The sequence below is a fragment of the Rhodomicrobium sp. genome (assembly GCF_047605405.1).
Lineage (GTDB): Bacteria > Pseudomonadota > Alphaproteobacteria > Rhizobiales > Rhodomicrobiaceae > Rhodomicrobium > Rhodomicrobium lacus.
This window is the reverse complement of the sequence record NZ_JASGFR010000039.1, coordinates 1-16,545: the sequence shown is the minus strand read 5'-3', so window position 1 is coordinate 16,545 and position 16,545 is coordinate 1. Positions and strand designations below refer to the sequence as shown.

Here is a 16,545-nt window from a genome sequence, read left to right as displayed (position 1 = left end):
ATCATGGATCTCCGCCTCAAGGCTTTCGAAAGCCCCGAATTCGACCGCGTTTTCAGCGCTGTAGCCTCGCTCGCCGGAGCGGCGGACGAAGAGCGGCTGGACGTGGCCGAAATCGAGACCGACGCGGACGAGGGGCTTTCGTCGATTGTCGCGCAGGCTCGCGCGCAGAACCCGGACCCGGCCTCGCGCGTGATGCTCATCAAGGGCGCGACCGGCACCGGCAAGACACACACGCTCCTCACCGCCATCCGGCGCATGCATCAAGGCGGCGGCGTCTACGCGGCGCTCTTCCCGATGGTGGATCTCGTCGCGGAGAAGGATCTCGATGCGTGGCTGTTGCGCGCGATCGTCTCGCGCCTGTCGGAACGCTATCTCGTGGATGCCGGCGCGCCGTCGCCGCTGACGCGCCTCGCCGCGTCGCTCCTCCAGCGCGGCGACCCGGCGCTCGTGACCCAGTTCTGCCGCGAGGTTCTCGACGAACACGGCGACATCCGCGATTTCGACCTTCGCCCGCTCATCGTTTCCATCCGCGCCGCGCTCCAGCGCGAATCGCATTTGCCGGTACCGTCCGAAGCCTTCGTCACGGCGCTGCTCGGGGCCGCGGCGGGCGACGACGATTCCTTCTCCTATCTGCGCGGTCAGCCGCTGAATGTCAGCGTCGGCGGCGTGCGTCTCATGCAGGGCGTCGAGGATTATATCCCGCGCGGCCACATCGATGCGCTTGTCCACGTCATCGGTGCGACGGGCGGCACGCTGTTCCTCGCGTTCGATCAACTTGAACAGAGCCGCGTGGCGGGATGGGAGCAGCGCCTGCGCCATCTCTTCAGCCGGGGCGCGCTTCTGGCCGAGACGCTGCCGCCGCTTGCCGTTGCCTATGCCGTGCTGCCAGCGCTTTACGACACCATCGCGGACGGCATCGACGGCTCGATCCGCGACAGGCTGGAGCGCTTCGGCGCGATGCCGGTGCGCCTGAAGCCGCTCGGTCGCCGTCAGGCCGAGTCGATGCTGCGCCGGCGGCTGATGGAGCTTTTTGCCCGAACCGGGGCGAAGCTCGATCCGGCCGAGCCGCTTCATCCTTTCCCCGCCTGGATGATCGACGAACTCGGCGCCCAGACGCCGCGCTATGTCTTCGAACTGATCCAGCAATTCCGCCGCGTCTATCTTCAGATCGGGCGTATTCCCGATATCGATGACATGCCCCCGCCGCCCGCGCCGCTTGTCGAAACGCCGCTCGTTGTTTCCGCGCCGGCCGCGCCGGGCATCAATTTCGACGACAAGTGGCATGGAGAACTCACATCCCGTGTGGTTCAGCCTTCGGTCGGCAACGGCCTTCAGCAGGCGGAAATCCTCGAATGGGCCGTGCAGGCCTGCGCGCCGGAGATCGATGGGGTCGATGCCATCAAGACGCGGCGCAGCGTGCGCGGCCGTACCGGCACCGTGGTCATCGAAGCCGATTTTCAGAAGGATGGGCAAAGCATCGAGCGCCGCGAGATCGCGCTCTGCAACGAGGGACGCGGCGCGCCGCTGGCCGAGGAAATCCGCAATTTCCTGCGCAGTGTGAACGGCTCGCGCCCGGTGATCGTGCGTCCGCGCGGGGGACGCCTGCCGAAGACGGGCCGCTTCATCGCGCCGCTTCTGCGGGAGGCCTGCGACATGCAGGGGATCGTCGTGCCCCACTTCGAAATGCTGTGCTGGGAGCGGCTCGATTCGGCCCGCCACTTCTTCCGCATGTGCAAGGATCTGCCGGGCTTCGAGGATTGGCAGCGGGAATCGCGGCCGCTTACGAAGGCGGTTTCGCTTTGGGATATCGTGCAGTTTCCCTACGTGGGCGCGCCCGCCGAGGACGAGGACGAAGCTGCGAGCGAGAAGGAGAAGGCCGCGCCGAAGGAAGCGCCGCCGCCGCCTCCGGCCCCGCCGCGCCGCCGTCAGCCTTCCGCGCCCGCCGTCATGCTCGGCACCCATGAGGACGGCGGCCCGATCCACTGGGCGCCGTTCGAGACCGAAGCGAAGCTTCTGAACTTCGGCATTCTCGTCACGGGCGATCCGGGCTCGGGCAAGACACAGACGCTGAACGTGCTGATCGATGGCGTGGCGAGCCTCGGCTACCCGATCTGCATCTTCGACTTCAAGAACGACTATTCCGAACGCAGCTTCGTGCAGGCCATCGGGCTGAAGGTGCACGACGTGCGGCGCTTCGGCATCCCGTTCAATCCGCTCATGCCGTCCGCCAGCGAAGACGGTCTGGCGCAGCCTATCGAGCACATCTTCACCATCACGGGCGTGCTGAAGCGCGTCTTCGGCCTGGGCGACCGGCAGACGGCGATCCTGCGCGACGCGATGAAGGAAGCTTTCGAGCGGCGCGGCATCAATCCCCAGCGTTGGGTCGAGGCGGAGTCCATTCGCCCACCCAGCTTCGATGATGTCGTGGCTATCCTCGAAGAGCAGAAGGAGGCCAAGAACCCGCAGGCGATCAGCCTTCTCGACCGCATCGCGCCGCTGTTCGAACTCGGCCTGTTCCCGAAGTCGGACGAATTGCCGGTGCCGTTCGAGGCGATGCTCGACGAGCGGCTGGTGCTGTCGCTGTTCGCGCTGCCGACGGACGAGATCAAGGCCGCGCTCGCCGAACTCATCATCATTCGCCTGCACGGCGTGCTTTTGCGCCGCGTGCAGCCCCGCAAGCTGACGCGCCTTCTTGTGGTGGACGAGGCGTGGCGCGTCGCGAACTCGTCGCACCTCGAAAGCCTCGCGCGCGAGGGCAGGGCGTTCGGCGCAGGCATCGCCATCGGCACGCAATATCCGGGCGATCTGCCGCCGGATCTGTCGGGCGCCCTCGACACCAAGATCTATCTGAAAAATCAGCAGCCGGATCACAAGAAGGCGGTGGTGCGTGCGCTATGCGGGGCGAACACCGGTCCCGAAGCGGCGCATCTCCATGGCGTCCTGGAACGCCTCACGCAATTCGAGGGGCTGATCCAGAACCAGCATTATCTCCCCTATGCGCGGTTCCGGCTTCTGCCCTATTTCATGCGCACCGCGCAGAGCACGAAAGCTGCCTGAACGGCAGCGCGATTTCGATGGCAACAATGTGGCGATATCGCAACATGAGCCAAGATCTCGCCATGATTGCGCGAATGTGAACTGAAGTAATTTTTTTGTAACATAAGGCTCGCGAATCAGTCATCGTCCGCTGTGTTTCACAGTCAATGCATGTCCGTTGTGCGGCGTATTCCCGGACGGCGCGTGCGGGTTTCGGCTTGAGTTTATCGCCGGCCTGCTGAGGGCAAAAAGGAATGCTTGCTGCAACGCTTGCGCGCGACGCAACCGCGTTATTTCAAGACTCGGGCGCTTCTAGAATTCTTCTCGGTGGCAAATCTTTCGTCGCCGATCCAACCGGCGCTCTCTACTGGCCTGCGGAAAATACGCTCATCGTCGCAGACCTGAAGCTGTCTCAATGCTCATACCTTGAGGGCGACGACGTCGTCCTGCCGCCTTACGATCAGGCATCCGCCTTTGAAAAGCTTGAAGACGCGCTTGACCGCTACGACCCGCTTCGCGTTGTGGCGCTCGGCAACAGCTTCGCGGTGCATTCATCCTGTGCGCTGGCCCATCATCAGCGCGACTGGCTTCAGGACATGATGGAAGGCCGCGACTGGTATTGGGTGACAAACGACCTTACCGAGACGCCCGACGTGGGTGGAACGCTGGTGCCGCAGCTCATGCTGGGCGGCATCAAGTTTCGCGGTGAGCCCGTGCGCGCGCCCATCGCGAACGAGATCGCAGGCGGCCTGCATCCGGTCGCGCAGGTTTCGCATTACGGGCATATGGTGCGCGGCCGCTGCTTCGTCTCGAACGGCATGCGCATGGTGCTGCCGTCGCTCGGCGACTACTCGCACGGCAACAATGTGCTGAATTCCGCGTTCGACCCGCTTCTCGGGCAGGGCGGGCTTTATGTCTGGTTCATCGCGCAGGAGCGCGTGAATCCGGTGGCGTCGCCGCAGCTCATGGAAGACCGCGCGGCCTGAAGATTTCCGAATGCATGGGGGCATGCCAATCCCGGAGGCGCACGCGCTTCCGGGATTTTTTTGCGGCAATCGCCTTATGTCCTGCGACCGGTCAGAAACGACGTTGCGCCACCGACTGCCGCCGCGAGCACAACCGCAATGACCCCATAAAGCCACGGATGTTCCGAGGCCGCAGACGAAACCCTCGCCTCGATCCCGATCTTGCGCAGCCTTATGCGCGCCGTCGCATCGCCGACAACCTTTCCCCCCTGCAGCACATAGAAATGCGCCACGTAAAGCCCCGGTCCGGCGGCTGCGGGCAGAAATGTCTTCGTCCTGAACAGGCTGACGCCGAAAAAGTCGATGGCGCGCGCCTCCTCCACGAACAGCCCCGCCGCCTTCTTCTGACGTATGAGCGCCGCCTCGAATTCCGACCGGGTGAGTTTCGACGGCGGGTTCTTCTGTTCGTCGCGAATCGGCAGACTCAAGACGTCGATCCCCAACTCGAACCTGTCGCGCTCCTCAACGGCCGCGATCTCGCCGAGGGGGCGCGTGGAAAGAACGGAGAAATAGTTCGGTACGCCGTCGAAGATCAGGCGTTGCGAGTTCACCCACAATCCCGCGCGCCGATCCTTTTTCCAGACGATGACGGGCTGAACGGGGCCGCGAAGGGTCACCGCGACGTCGAAAGGCTCGCTCTTCAGCCGGTCCCGGTCGACGGCGCCGAACAGCACGATGCTCGTGCCGTCATAGCTGGGCTCGATGTAGAACTGATTTTGCGCGGCGCCCGCCTCGATGAGGTTTGCCGAGGCCGCTGCGCCGGTGCTGAATGCGGCCATTGCGAGCGCGGCCGGAAGGGCAATCCGTCTCAGTTCGTGCGCAACTGCGGCGATCATGCCTCGCATGTCAGAACCCGGCGCTCGTGACGCTGAAGATTTCGCCCGGCATGACAAGATTGACGCCAAGCCTCAGGCCGACCGCGAGCACGAGCAGCGCCAGCAAGAGCCGCAGTTCCTCCGCCCGAAGCTTCTGCCCTGCCGCCGCACCGACCTGCGCGCCGAACGCGCCGCCGAGCATCAACAGGAGGGCGAGCGCAATGTCGACGGTCTGGTTCATGGCGGCCTGAAGGACCGTCGTGATGGCACTGACGAAGATGATCTGGAACAGCGAGGTGCCGACCGCGACATTGGTCGGCACATGCAGGAGATAGATGAGGATGGGCACGAGGATGAATCCGCCGCCGACGCCCATGACGCCGGACATCACGCCGACGAGCACGCCCGCCAGTACGGGCGGGATGGCGCTGATATAGAGCTTCGATGCCGGAAAGCGCGTCTTGAAGGGCAGGCCGTGCAACCAGCCGTGCCGCCCCGTGCGCTTCGCAGATGGCTGGCCGCGCCTCACCTTGCGCAGCGCGCGCAGGCTCTCGACCAGCATCATGGAGCCGACCGCCCCCATGAAAACGACATAGAGAAGCGAAACGAACAGGTCTACTTGCCCGATCTGGCGCAAATAGCGAATGATGAGCACGCCCACGAAAGCGCCGACCGCGCCGCCGCCGAGCAGAAACAGGCCGAGCTTCGTGTCGAGGTTCTTGCGTCGCGCCTGCGCGATCGTCCCGGTGATCGATGACGCGATGAGCGGGTTTGCACCCGTCGCGACCGCAACGGCACTCGGCACGCCCGCGAAGATCAGAAGCGGGGTCATGAGAAATCCGCCGCCAACGCCGAACATCCCGGACAGGAAGCCGACCGCGCCGCCGAGCCCGAGCATGAGCAGCACGTTGACCGGCAATTCGGCAATGGGGAGATAGATCTGCATGAGAGATCGGAACCGGCACGAGGCGGCTGGAAGCTATGGCGGTTTTAGCGGAGAGGGCGAAAATCGTCACGCGAAAAGCCGAGGCGCTTGTTGCAGCCTTTGGGTGCGGCGTCTCCTGAAAGGTGGGAGCCCGTGTTCCGACCGAGTTGCATCACTCCGAAGGGTCGCAGCCATCTTGCGATTCGAGACGCTTGAGGGCGCGGCTATCCGGCAGAACGGGCGAACGATCCACCCTGGTCAGCGAAAAAGGCTCAGCTGCGCCCGGCGCCGTTCGCCACGCGCGGCCATTGCTGCACCGAAGGCTGCCACGTCCCCGCCTTTTCCTGCGCCGCCTGCGTCTCCGCCGCCGAAAGCAGATGCTTGACGCGTTCGGCAGAGCGGATCGCCTCCTTGTCTCCCTCGCGCGAGGCGACCTCATACCAGAAGAAGGCCTTTTGATAATCCTTGGCGACGCCGAGCCCACGTTCGTAAAGCAAAGCCAAGTTGAACTGACTGTCGGTCAAACCGGCCTGGCCAGCGGCGGTAAACAGCGCTGCCGCCTGCTTGTAATCATCGGGCGTTTCATGTGCCGTCAGCAGCACGGCGAGGTTGTGCATGGCTCGCACATGACCGGCGGCGGCTGCACGGCGATAGAGGCCCACGGCCTGGTCTTCACTCTTCGGAACGCCGGCACCGCGTTCATACAGCGAAGCGAGCACGAATTGCGATTCGGCGTGGCCCTGTTCGGCCGCGCGCGCGAGCCAGCGGGAAGCCGCTGCGGGATCGCTCTGGCCGTTTTCTTCCCTCAGAAAGCGGCTTGCGATCCGAAACTGGGCTTCACGGTCGCCACGGCTCGCTGCGTTCGTCAACTCCTGCAGGTCTTCGTTCCTGAGCGGCTCGCCGTCCTGATCCGAGGCGGACAGGAGCGAGGGAAGAAAGTGCGTGGTGGTCGGCGATTTCGACAAGGGCGCGCGATTCTGCGCGTTTGCGTCGGCTGTCTTTGGCGCCAGCAGCGGCTGCGTCTCCTGGGGCGCTGCGAGTTGCGCGATGCCGGTCCGGGCGGCGCCCGGGATCTGCGAGGCGGGTCGCTTTGCCTGATAGTGAAGATAGTAGAGAACGGCGCTGGCGATCAAAAGCACAATGGCGACGATCGACAGTCCGACCAGAGGCAACGTCTTGTCGTCGTCGGAGAAAAGCGAGCCCTTGGCGCCTTGTTGCTGCCGTTCCCCTGCTTCTTGGCCGGTCGCCTGCAGCCTCCGATCCGCCTCTTCGAGTTGGCGCAACAAATTCGCATTCGCCCCTGTAGCCGGGCGGCTTGTGATGGAGCCGAGCTGCGGCTTTTGTGTCGGAGCAGACCCGAAATCGGCGTCGGGCCGCGTATAGGCCGGAGCGCCCGAGGCGATGGGCATGTGAACACCGGCACGACGTTTCTGGGCAGGCGGCGGCGCTGGCGTCGGAGCCGGCGGCGCAAAGGCTGCGTTGATCCGGTCTCCCAACTGATCGCGCTCTAGAAACAGGCGGAGCGTATCGTGCACGCGTTCCAGCGCGGCGGCTGTACGTTCGCCGCTTTCACGGGACTGGGCGTTGAGCGCGCGAAGTTCGTTTTCCACGCGGCCTATGCCGCCGACATCGCCGGTTTCGTGAAGGGCCGCCGCGATGTGTTCGGCGGTCACGACAGCGGCTCGCGACGCGGCCACGGCAACCGTCTGGCCAAGTTCCCTGACAGTGTGCCGCGCGGCCGTCTCAAAGCCATCCCTTGCGGCTTCGGCGCGGCCGGTCGCGACGAGAATTTCCTTTGCGGCAAGCGCGATGCGTTCCGCGTCGGATGACGTCTGCTTGCGCGTGGCGTCGAGCGAGCGCGAGAGATCCTGAAGCTTCGTCTCGACCGCGACCATGGTTTGCTCGCCGGGCATCGCCTCGGCAAGCCGATCGACCCGCGCGATAATTTCAGCGAGCCTTTCGTTGATGGAGACGATTTCGCTCTTGTCGACTTCCTGCCGCACGAAGGCGGATTTAAGCTCGGAGAATTTCTGTTCGAACCATGCGAGTTCCGCAGTCTGGCGCGGCGCGGACGTCTCACCGGTGCGCACGAACGGCTCTGAATGCGGGGCTTCAGCGACGTTGGGCAACGAAAACTCGCCGAGGCGCGAAGTCAGCTCGTCCATCGGCGGAAAGCCCTTCGGCCGCGGCGCGCGCATCTTTTCGAGATAGGCGTAAAGCTGCGATTCCGCCTCTCTGTCGTCGTCGAACAGCGGGTAAGGAGACGTTTGCTCCTGACTGGGAGAGCGCTCTGCGGGCGCGGAGGGGGAATCGATGCGGGGAAACGGAGAACTGCGCTCGCCATCGGGCACGACATCCCACGCCGCGCGCCTGTCGCGGGTGTTTTCGACATCGAGGTCGCCGTTTTCCAAGCGGCCTTTTTTCACGTTGTCCTGTCCCGCCATACCGATGGAAACACGCTCGTCGCCTTTTGGCCCTGAGCCGTACGTCGAAGTGAAAATCCCGAACCGCAACACGATACGCGCATGCGTCTCTCTCTAGCAGACGAACTGCAAACATGAGGTAAACGCACGGTAAAAACAGGATAAATTGTCCCGGAGAGCTTTCGGGAGCCTGCCGCCAATCGAGCTTCGAATCACGCTGGCGCAGCCGTGAAAGCGAGGGGGATTCTGCGCCGATTCCCCCCCGTTTGCCAGCGATGGAGTTCTCATCGGGTCAATTAGCCGAAGACCGAGTCCGGGATGCAACGCCGGTGACTGCGTGCCCGGCTTGAGCGAGGACACGACCGTCAGAGTTTCCGCATATTGGTTACCGTCTGGCGCCGGGGAAGGATCTTCAGGTTCGGAAAAACGTCGGGAAGCCAAGGGGCTAGCGGGCGTTTGCACTCTGGTAAGGTTAAGACAAGGTTGAGGATCGCATTTGTCTCAAGATGAGATAAACGTCGATTGAAAGCTGTTCGGCTGCGGTGACGGTCGAGCGGAATGCGTCTTGATTTCGAGTACGGGTGCCATGTTTACGATATTGCTGGCGGAAGATGACGATTCGATGCGGCGTTTCCTGTCTAAGGCTCTGGAGCGCGCGGGCTATGAGGTGGTGTCTTACGACAACGGCGCGGACGCGCTTGAGGGGTTGAAGGAGAAGCGGGTCACGCTCCTTTTAACGGATATCGTCATGCCGGAGATGGATGGCATCGAGCTTGCCAAGCGCGGTGCCGAACTCGACCCGGAAATGAAGATCATGTTCATAACGGGCTTCGCCGCGGTCGCGCTTCAACACTACAGGGAAGCGCCCGAGAAGGCGCGCATCCTGTCGAAGCCGATCCACCTGAAGGATCTGGTGCGCGAGGTGGATCGCATGCTGGCTGCCTGATCGGCGGCCGGTCGCGCCTTTATCCCGGCAGCAGAGCTAGCAGCGGGTTCGAGCGAACTATGGTATCGGCTTCGCTCGAACTCAATTGCCGGAGGTCGCAGGTTCCGGCGCGGCTGCCTTCTTGGGCAGGGCCAGCTCTTCCCGCAGCGTGACGTAGTTCAGGAAGTCGGTTTCGGACAGCGTGCCGAGAAGCGTCGTCCCTTCGAGCACGGCGAGATGGCGGCTGCTGTTTGCCTGAAGCTTGCGCAGCGCTTCGAAGGCTGTTGCCGTCGGGGCGACGACGGTGCCGAAGGTGAACGGCTCGGCGATGGCCCGGACATAGGTTTCGGGCCACTCGGCCTCCGGCACTCGCCTGATCTGCTCGGGGCCGATGAAGCCGAAAGCCCGGCCGCCTTCCGTCACGACAACGAATTTCCGGTTGTGCGGGTAGATCGTGTCCCGGACGAGCTGCTCGACGGTGAGGTCGGGAGCGACCGTCACAGGGCTGCGCTCCATCAGGTCGTCGACGTGGACGCCGCGCAGGTTCTCGGCCGCGTTGTTTACGCCGCGTGCCTGCGACGCCGCTGCCGCGACGAACAGGCCGATGAGAAGCAGCCACGTGCCGCCCATCATGTTGCCGTTTACGATCTGCAACAGCCCGATCACGACGAGGAAAGCACCGAAAACCGACCCGAACGACGCCGAGATACGCGTGGCGCGCCTCAGATTGCCTGTCCGCCACCAGATGAGCGAGCGCATGATGCGCCCGCCATCGAGCGGAAACGCCGGCGCGAGGTTGAACAGCGCGAGCATCGTATTCGCCAGCGCCAGGAACGAGAACACGCCGGACGCGGCGGGATGTGCGGCCGCGGATTCGACCATGAGGGCATAAAACAGGGCTGCAAGGCCGACGCTCGCCACCGGGCCCATGAGCGCCACCCAGAACTCAGCGCGGGGGGTTTTCGGTTCCTGACGTATCTCCGCGACGCCGCCGAAGATGAACAGCGTGATGTCGCCGACGGGAAGGCCGAAGCGGCGTGCCACGTAAGCATGCGCGAGTTCGTGCAGGACGATCGAGATGAAAAGGCCCGCCCCACCCGCTATGCCCATAGCCATGTACAGATAGGAGTTCTGATGCGGCACCACGCCGGGGAAATACCGCGTTGCCAGGGTCACGACGAGGTAGAAGGCGAGAAAAAACCACGTGACATCGATGACGACGCGGAAGCCGAGAAGCGTGAAAAGATTGAACCGTGCCGCGAACATGTGTGCTCCAAAGCGGGGATCGGCGGCGCAGATGTAACCGCCCGCTCACGATATGTGAAACGGTGTGCCGCGAAGTTCAAGCGTTTCGAGAGCGCACCCAGTCGCGCACCGTTTCCTCAACCCATGCGGCGGCGAAAGAAACGCTCGGAACGCGTGCTCTTTCGGGATGGATCATAAGCCAGGCGTGACGGTCCGCAAAGGCGGGTTCGCCGGGCGCGACGGCAAAACGCGGATCGTCGCGCGCGAAACGTTCGGGAAGCATCGCCTCCGCGCCCATCGAAAGCGCGGCTTCCGCCACGATGTCGAGCTTGTTGGCGGTGAAGGCGACACGCGCCGCTGGCCGCGCCTTCTCCAGCGCCTGCATCTCCGCCACATGCGCGAGCGCGTTGCCGTAACGGATGACGGGGAGATCGCCTCCGCTTGCGAGATGCGCGGGCCTGTAGAGCCGAAAGCGGATCGCGCCGATTTTCCTGACGAGGGTCGTATCCTCCGCTGTTCGCCCGAACCGCAGCGCGATGTCGGCTTCGCGCCTTGTAAAGCTCAGCGCCTGATCGTCGGCGACGAAGTCGAGCACGATGCCGGGGTGTCGTGCCGCGAAGACGCCAAGGGAGGGGGCCAGCACGCGGGCCAGGATGAAGCCGATGCTCGTCACGCGGACATTGCCTTGAACCTCCGCTTTCGCGCGCTTGAGGGCTGCGACCGCGAGCGAGGCTTCCTCCGACATCGCCCGAAGTCGGCCGAGCGCGGTTTCGAGCGCGGGGGTCGGCACGTGCCTGCCATCGACGCGATCGAAAAGCGCCGTGCCGATGCGCCGTTCGAGCGCCTTCAGCCGGCGGGCGACGGTGGTCTGGTTCACGCCGAGGGCGCGCGCCGCCGCGCTCAGCGTGCCGAGCCCGGCGATATGCGTGAGGATTTCGAGATCGGCCCAGCGCTCTGCATCCATGCAGATACAACTCCGAATATTGCGGATTTCCGGCATTTTCGAAGAGCCATATCATGAGCCGAGGCTTTGCATAGGAGGTTTGTCATGCCGTCGCCTGCCACAGATGCGCCGCTCACGCTCTTTGACCTGTCCGGCCTCAGACCGACGCCGCCGCGCCTGTCCGATGCCGTCGTGATCCTCATCGATGCGCAGAACGTCTATCGCGCCGGGCCGCTCAGGCTCGCGGGTATCGACGAGGCCGTCGAGCGCGCGGGGGTTCTGCTGGCCGAAGCGCGGCGCGCGGGCGCGAAGATCGTGCACATCGCCCATCGCGGGCCTGCGGGCAGCCCGTTCGACCGCGAGGCTGAAAGTGGGGCTTTCATGCCCGACCTTGCGCCGCTTCCGGGCGAAGCGGTCGTCGAGAAGACGCTCGCGAACGGGTTTCACGGGACGAACCTCGCCGAGCATGTCGGCAGTGCGGGTGCAAAGATCGTCGTTGCGGGCTTCATGACGCACAATTGCGTGTCGTCCACGGTTCGCGCGGCGTTCGATCATGGCCATGAGATCACGGTGGCGGCCGATGCCTGCGCAACCCGCGACCTTCCGTTGGGCGGCCAGGTTGTTCCAGCGAAGGTGCTGCATGAAGCCGAACTCGCAGGGCTGGGCGACCGTCAGGCTTGCATCGCGACCGTCGGTGAGATCATCGCGGCTCAGTGATAGCCTTCGCCCTCCGTGACCTTGCCCCGGAAGGTCCAGTAGACGAAGGCAGTGTAGCCGAGCACGAGCGGCAGGAACAGGAGCGCGCCGATCAGCGAGAAGATCTGCGATTCCGGCACGGCCGCCGCCTGCCAGAGTGTGATCGACGGGAAGACGAGATAGGGGAAGACGGAGATTCCGAGCCCGAGGAAGCAGAGAAGAAACAGCGCCATTCCGCCGAGGAAGGTTTGCAGGCCCGAGCCCTTGCGCGCGCCGTGATAGGTGACGAGCGCGGTCACGGCGGTCAGGAACGGCACCGGCCAGAGCCAGACGATGTGCTCGCCGCGAAACCAGCGTTCGGCAATGTGGCCGGACATGAGCGGCGTCCAGAGGCTCACCGCCGCCACGAAAAACAGCGTCGCGTACAGCGCCCATTCCGCGTGGCGCTGCGACCGGCGGGCGAGATCGGCGTCCGTCTTCATCATCAGCCACGCGGAGCCCAGCAATATATAGCCCGCCATCAGCCCCGCGCCGCAAAGGAGCGAGAACGGCGTGAGCCAGTCGAACGTGCCGCCCGCGAATTCGCGGTTCTGGATGGTAATGCCCTGCATGAACCCGCCGAGCACCACGCCTTGCGCGAAGGTGGCCACCGTCGAGCCGAGCGCGAACGCGCGGTCCCACCAGTGGTGATGCGGCTTCGACACGAAGCGGAATTCGAAGGCGACGCCCCGGAAGACCAGGGCCAGCAGCATCACGACGATCGGAATATAGAGCGCGGGCAGGATCGTGCCGTAGGCGAGGGGGAAAGCGACGAGCAGCCCCGCGCCGCCGAGCACGAGCCATGTCTCGTTGCCGTCCCAGTAAGGCGCGATGGCGTTCATCATGTGGTCGCGCTCCTCCTCGCTCGCGCCGGACAGGAACAGCAGGCCGATGCCGAGGTCGAACCCGTCGAGCAGCACATACATGACGATGGCGATGCCGATGAGCGCGGCCCAGACGAGAGGCAGCCAATACGCAATTTCACCCATGGGGCGACCTCCTCATTTGCCTTCGAGAGCGGGGCCGCGCCCGGTTTCCGTCGCCGCGGAGATCGGCCGCGCGGGCGTGCCTTCTTCGAGCCCTTCCGGCCCCTGAAGCACGGGGCCCTTGTGGATCAGGCGGTTGATGTAGACGATGCCCGCCGAGAACACGATCAGGTAGACGAAGAAGAAAAGGATGAGCGAGGTTCCCACCGCGCCCGACGCCACCGGCGAAACTCCCTCCGATGTGCGGACGAGGCCGGTCGCGATCCACGGCTGGCGGCCGACTTCCGTCGTGATCCAGCCCGCGATCACGGCGACGAAGCCGAGCGGCCAGGAGAATTTCGCGGCGTGCATGAAAGTTCGGTTCTGGAAGAGCCGCCCGCGCCACCAGAGGACACCGCCGAAGGCCGCCAGCGCGATGAACCAGAGCCCGATGGCGACCATCAGCCGGAAGCCGAAGAACGGCATGTAGAGCGGCGGGCGATCCTCCGGCTTGAAATCCTTCAGCCCCGGAAAGAGACCGTTCCAGTCATGCGTGATGATCAGGCTTCCGAGTTTGGGGACCGCGATTTCGTAGTCGTTCGTTTCCGTCCGCGCGTTGGGCAGCGCGAACAGCACAAGGCTCGCAGGCTTCGCACCGTCCCAATGCGCTTCCATGGCGGCGAGCTTCGCGGGCTGGTATTGCGCCGTCTTGAGGCCGTGCTGGTCGCCGATGAAGGCTTGCAGCGGCGCGAGAACGAGAATCATCGCGAGCGCCATGCGCACCATGACGCGGCTTTCGTCGGCATAGCGGTTCTGAAGCCAGTAGCGCGCGCCGACCGAGAGCACGACGATTGCGGTCGTGATGTAGGCCGCCGTTACCATATGCGCGAAGCGATGCGGGAAGGTCGGGTTGAAGATCACCGCGAGCCAGTCCACCGGCACGACGATGCCGTCGCGCACCTCATGGCCGGTGGGATACTGCATCCAGCTATTGGCCGACAAGATCCAGAATGCCGACAGCAGCGTGCCGAAGGCGACCATGCAACTGGCGAAGAAGTGCAGGCCCTTCGGCACCCGGTTCCAGCCGAACAGCATGATTCCGAGAAACGTCGCTTCGAGGAAGAAGGCCGTCATCACCTCGTAGCCGAGGAGCGGCCCTATGACATTGCCGGTCGCCACCGAAAAGCGGCTCCAGTTCGTGCCGAACTGGTAGGACATCGGCAGGCCGGAGACGACGCCCATCGCGAAGGAAACCGCGAAGATCTTGGTCCAGAACCGCGCGAGGCGATGACAGCGGCCGTCGCCGCGAAAATACCAGATGGCTTCGAGCGTCGCGATGTAGGACGCCAGCCCGATGGTGAACGCCGGAAAAATGATGTGGAACGTCACCGTGAAGGCGAACTGGATGCGGGCCAGAAGGAGCGCGTCTAATCCGAAGTCCATCGATGGTCTCCTGCGATGCGGCGAGCGGCAAACCGTCGCTCGCGCGGCGTCTCTATCCGCCGGGCGGCCGTCAGGCAATCACGCGAACCCTGCGCGGCGGTGGCGTCAGAAGCGTCGCGAGCCGACGAGGCCCAAAACACCCACAAGGATCAGATAGATAGCGACGACGTAATTGAGGAGCGCGGGGCGGAGCAGGATAAGGACGCCGGCGAGAATTGCGATAATGGGCTGCAAGGGAATGCCATTCATGAAATGCCTCCGGTTGGTTCCTGTGCTGACGGACCGAAATGACGAGGGCCGTATGAAAAAGTCGCAAGACAAGCTCATGTTCCGGCGATTGTCCGCTTGAAGCGCGATTTCGTGCGTGCTATGAGAGCGGCTCCAAAGGCGAGGCGGGACCGAAACGCGGTTCCAGACGCTTCCGCCAACCGGTTCGGACACGTAGCTCAGCGGTAGAGCACTACGTTGACATCGTAGGGGTCACAGGTTCAATCCCTGTCGTGTCCACCATCCCAGCTTACAATCAAGACTCTTTCGTCGGCGAGGCCGAGAAGTTGCTTGTCGCGCGCGTGTGTAGGGTATTCGTGCGGATTCAAGCTGAGTCTCTGCGGCTCCCGCTGTGGCGTTGTGCCCGCCGCGCGGCTGGCGATCGGCTTTGATCATGGCAGTTGCCGGTGCGACCCCGGCACGCCGAGAGCGAAGCTGTGCTATTAACCGTCATGCCTGCCTCCGTGACGAGGCGGCCGCGATAGGGTGGCGGTGCTGACGTTCAAGCCACTCATCGAGAAGGCGGACTGCCGTTGTCATCGGCGGCGCGTGTCTCGTCGCCGATTCGGGCTTGTGCTCGCTCACCCGCGCTGTGCAGGCGCATTTACGCGATTTCGACAGCACCGCCCGGCAACCTCCAGCGCATTCGAGCGGCGGCTTTTCGCTTGCGGTGCCGAGGGTTTTATCAGGCGACCTCGCGTGAACCGCCAAGGCGGCATGACATCAAAAAGTTGACTTATTATATAAATAAAATTCACAATGTTGCAGCAAGGGGCTTACGATGACGATCATTACAAAGCATAACGACACGCTTGCGCTTCACGGCGGAGGGTGGCGCGTCGACCCGGCCACGCGCGCCACGGCGGTTCCCATTTACCAGAGCACGTCCTTCGACTTCCAGAGCACCGACCGCGCAGACAGGCTCGTGAATTTCGACGAGATCGGTTTCGTCTATTCGCGCATCGGCAATCCGACCTCGGACGTTCTGGAGCAACGGGTCGCGGCCATCGAAAATGGCGCTGCCGCGCTCGCACTTGCGTCTGGCCAGGCAGCTGTCGCGCTCTCGGTGCTTACGCTTGTTCAGGCGGGCGACAACATCGTCACCAGCACGGGCCTCTATGGCGGGACATGGAACTTCTTCGCGAACCGGCTGAAACAGTTTGGCGTCGAGGCGCGTTTCGTCGATTCGTCCGACCCGGACGCATTCGCTCGCGCTTCGGACGACCGCACGCGGCTGTTCTTCGGCGAGACGCTTGGCAATCCCAAGCTGGACGCCTTTCCGATCCGCGAGGTGGCAGAAGCAGGCCGCGGGCTCGGCATTCCGCTGATCGTCGACAATACGGTCGCGCCGCTGATCGCCCGGCCTCTCGATCTCGGCGCGGCCATCGTCGTCCATTCGGCGACCAAGTATATCGGCGGCCACGGCACGACGATCGGCGGCGTGATCGTCGACGGTGGCAATTTCCCGTGGGAGGACTTTGCGGAACGCCACAAGCTGCTGACGGCGCCCGATCCCTCCTATAACGGCCGCACCTGGGTCGATATCGCGCGGCCATTCGGGCCGATCGCCTATATTTTCGCGGTCCGCGCCGGCCTGTTGCGCGATCTCGGTCCGGCGATCTCGCCGCACAACGCCTTCCAGCTCATCCAGGGGCTCGAAACGCTGCCGCTTCGCATCGCGCGCCACTCGGAAAACGCCGCGCGCGCAGCCGACTTTCTTTCCAGGCACCCGAAGGTCGAAGCCGTCATCTATCCCGGCCTGCATAACGGCGAAGCGCGTCAGCGTGTAGACGATGTG

Annotated in this window: 13 protein-coding genes and 1 tRNA gene; 6 read left to right on the top strand and 8 right to left on the bottom strand. The window is 64.0% G+C overall.

The annotated features are described in order from the left end of the window. Positions 1-3: 3 nt before the first annotated feature. Both QM659_RS14005 and QM659_RS14000 read left to right on the top strand, forming a co-directional pair. Positions 4-3,057: a hypothetical protein gene (locus QM659_RS14005; RefSeq protein WP_415188877.1), complete on the top strand. Its 3,054-nt coding sequence runs from the start codon at positions 4-6 to the stop codon at positions 3,055-3,057. Between the two features lie 233 nt (positions 3,058-3,290). Then, a complete protein-coding gene (locus QM659_RS14000; protein ID WP_303485697.1) occupies positions 3,291-4,022 on the top strand; it encodes a metallophosphoesterase in 732 nt (243 codons plus the stop codon). Between the two features lie 74 nt (positions 4,023-4,096). On the opposite strand, the gene QM659_RS13995 is transcribed toward QM659_RS14000, so the two are convergent. The 3 genes from QM659_RS13995 to QM659_RS13985 form a co-directional block, all read right to left on the bottom strand. Beyond that, positions 4,097-4,897 (bottom strand): TIGR02186 family protein, encoded by an 801-nt coding sequence (locus QM659_RS13995; protein ID WP_415188876.1) that lies wholly within the window; start codon positions 4,895-4,897, stop codon positions 4,097-4,099. 10 nt (positions 4,898-4,907) lie between these two features. Next, positions 4,908-5,822 carry a sulfite exporter TauE/SafE family protein gene (locus tag QM659_RS13990; RefSeq protein WP_415188875.1) on the bottom strand — a complete coding sequence of 305 codons (915 nt, stop codon included), beginning with the start codon at positions 5,820-5,822 and terminating at the stop codon, positions 4,908-4,910. Positions 5,823-6,073: 251 nt separating this feature from the next. Further along, positions 6,074-8,212, bottom strand: a complete 2,139-nt coding sequence (locus QM659_RS13985) for a tetratricopeptide repeat protein (protein ID WP_415188874.1) — start codon at positions 8,210-8,212, stop codon at positions 6,074-6,076. Between the two features lie 598 nt (positions 8,213-8,810). On the opposite strand from QM659_RS13985, the gene cpdR reads away from it, so the two are divergent. Continuing rightward, entirely contained in the window at positions 8,811-9,170 is a 360-nt protein-coding gene (gene cpdR, locus QM659_RS13980) for a cell cycle two-component system response regulator CpdR (protein WP_303485708.1), read from the top strand. An 81-nt stretch (positions 9,171-9,251) separates the two neighbouring features. Here cpdR and QM659_RS13975 read toward each other — a convergent pair whose 3' ends face one another. Further along, positions 9,252-10,415 (bottom strand): site-2 protease family protein, encoded by a 1,164-nt coding sequence (locus tag QM659_RS13975; RefSeq protein ID WP_415188873.1) that lies wholly within the window; start codon positions 10,413-10,415, stop codon positions 9,252-9,254. Positions 10,416-10,491: 76 nt separating this feature from the next. Then, complete coding sequence (locus tag QM659_RS13970) at positions 10,492-11,358, bottom strand: LysR family transcriptional regulator (RefSeq protein WP_415188872.1); 867 nt, start codon at positions 11,356-11,358, stop codon at positions 10,492-10,494. An 84-nt stretch (positions 11,359-11,442) separates the two neighbouring features. Here QM659_RS13970 and QM659_RS13965 point away from each other — a divergent pair, with 84 nt between their 5' ends. Continuing rightward, complete coding sequence (locus QM659_RS13965; RefSeq protein ID WP_415188871.1) at positions 11,443-12,054, top strand: cysteine hydrolase family protein; 612 nt, start codon at positions 11,443-11,445, stop codon at positions 12,052-12,054. Here QM659_RS13965 and cydB read toward each other — a convergent pair. The 3 genes from cydB to QM659_RS13950 all read right to left on the bottom strand — a co-directional run bounded on the left by cydB (position 12,048) and on the right by QM659_RS13950 (position 14,729). After that, positions 12,048-13,061 carry a cytochrome d ubiquinol oxidase subunit II gene (cydB, locus tag QM659_RS13960; RefSeq protein ID WP_415188870.1) on the bottom strand — a complete coding sequence of 338 codons (1,014 nt, stop codon included), beginning with the start codon at positions 13,059-13,061 and terminating at the stop codon, positions 12,048-12,050. The two genes, QM659_RS13965 and cydB, sit on opposite strands and share 7 nt — an antisense overlap. 12 nt (positions 13,062-13,073) lie before the next feature. Next, the gene (locus tag QM659_RS13955) at positions 13,074-14,480 is read right to left on the bottom strand and encodes a cytochrome ubiquinol oxidase subunit I (protein WP_415188869.1); all 1,407 of its coding nucleotides are present in this window, start codon (positions 14,478-14,480) and stop codon (positions 13,074-13,076) included. 105 nt (positions 14,481-14,585) lie between these two features. After that, complete coding sequence (locus tag QM659_RS13950; protein WP_127077352.1) at positions 14,586-14,729, bottom strand: DUF3096 domain-containing protein; 144 nt, start codon at positions 14,727-14,729, stop codon at positions 14,586-14,588. A gap of 186 nt (positions 14,730-14,915) precedes the next feature. Here QM659_RS13950 and QM659_RS13945 point away from each other — a divergent pair. Together QM659_RS13945 and QM659_RS13940 are read left to right on the top strand one after the other, a co-directional pair. Next, positions 14,916-14,990 (top strand) — tRNA-Val (locus QM659_RS13945). Positions 14,991-15,528: 538 nt separating this feature from the next. After that, on the top strand, positions 15,529-16,545 hold a 1,017-nt coding region (locus QM659_RS13940), incomplete at its 3' end, for a PLP-dependent transferase (protein WP_415188868.1).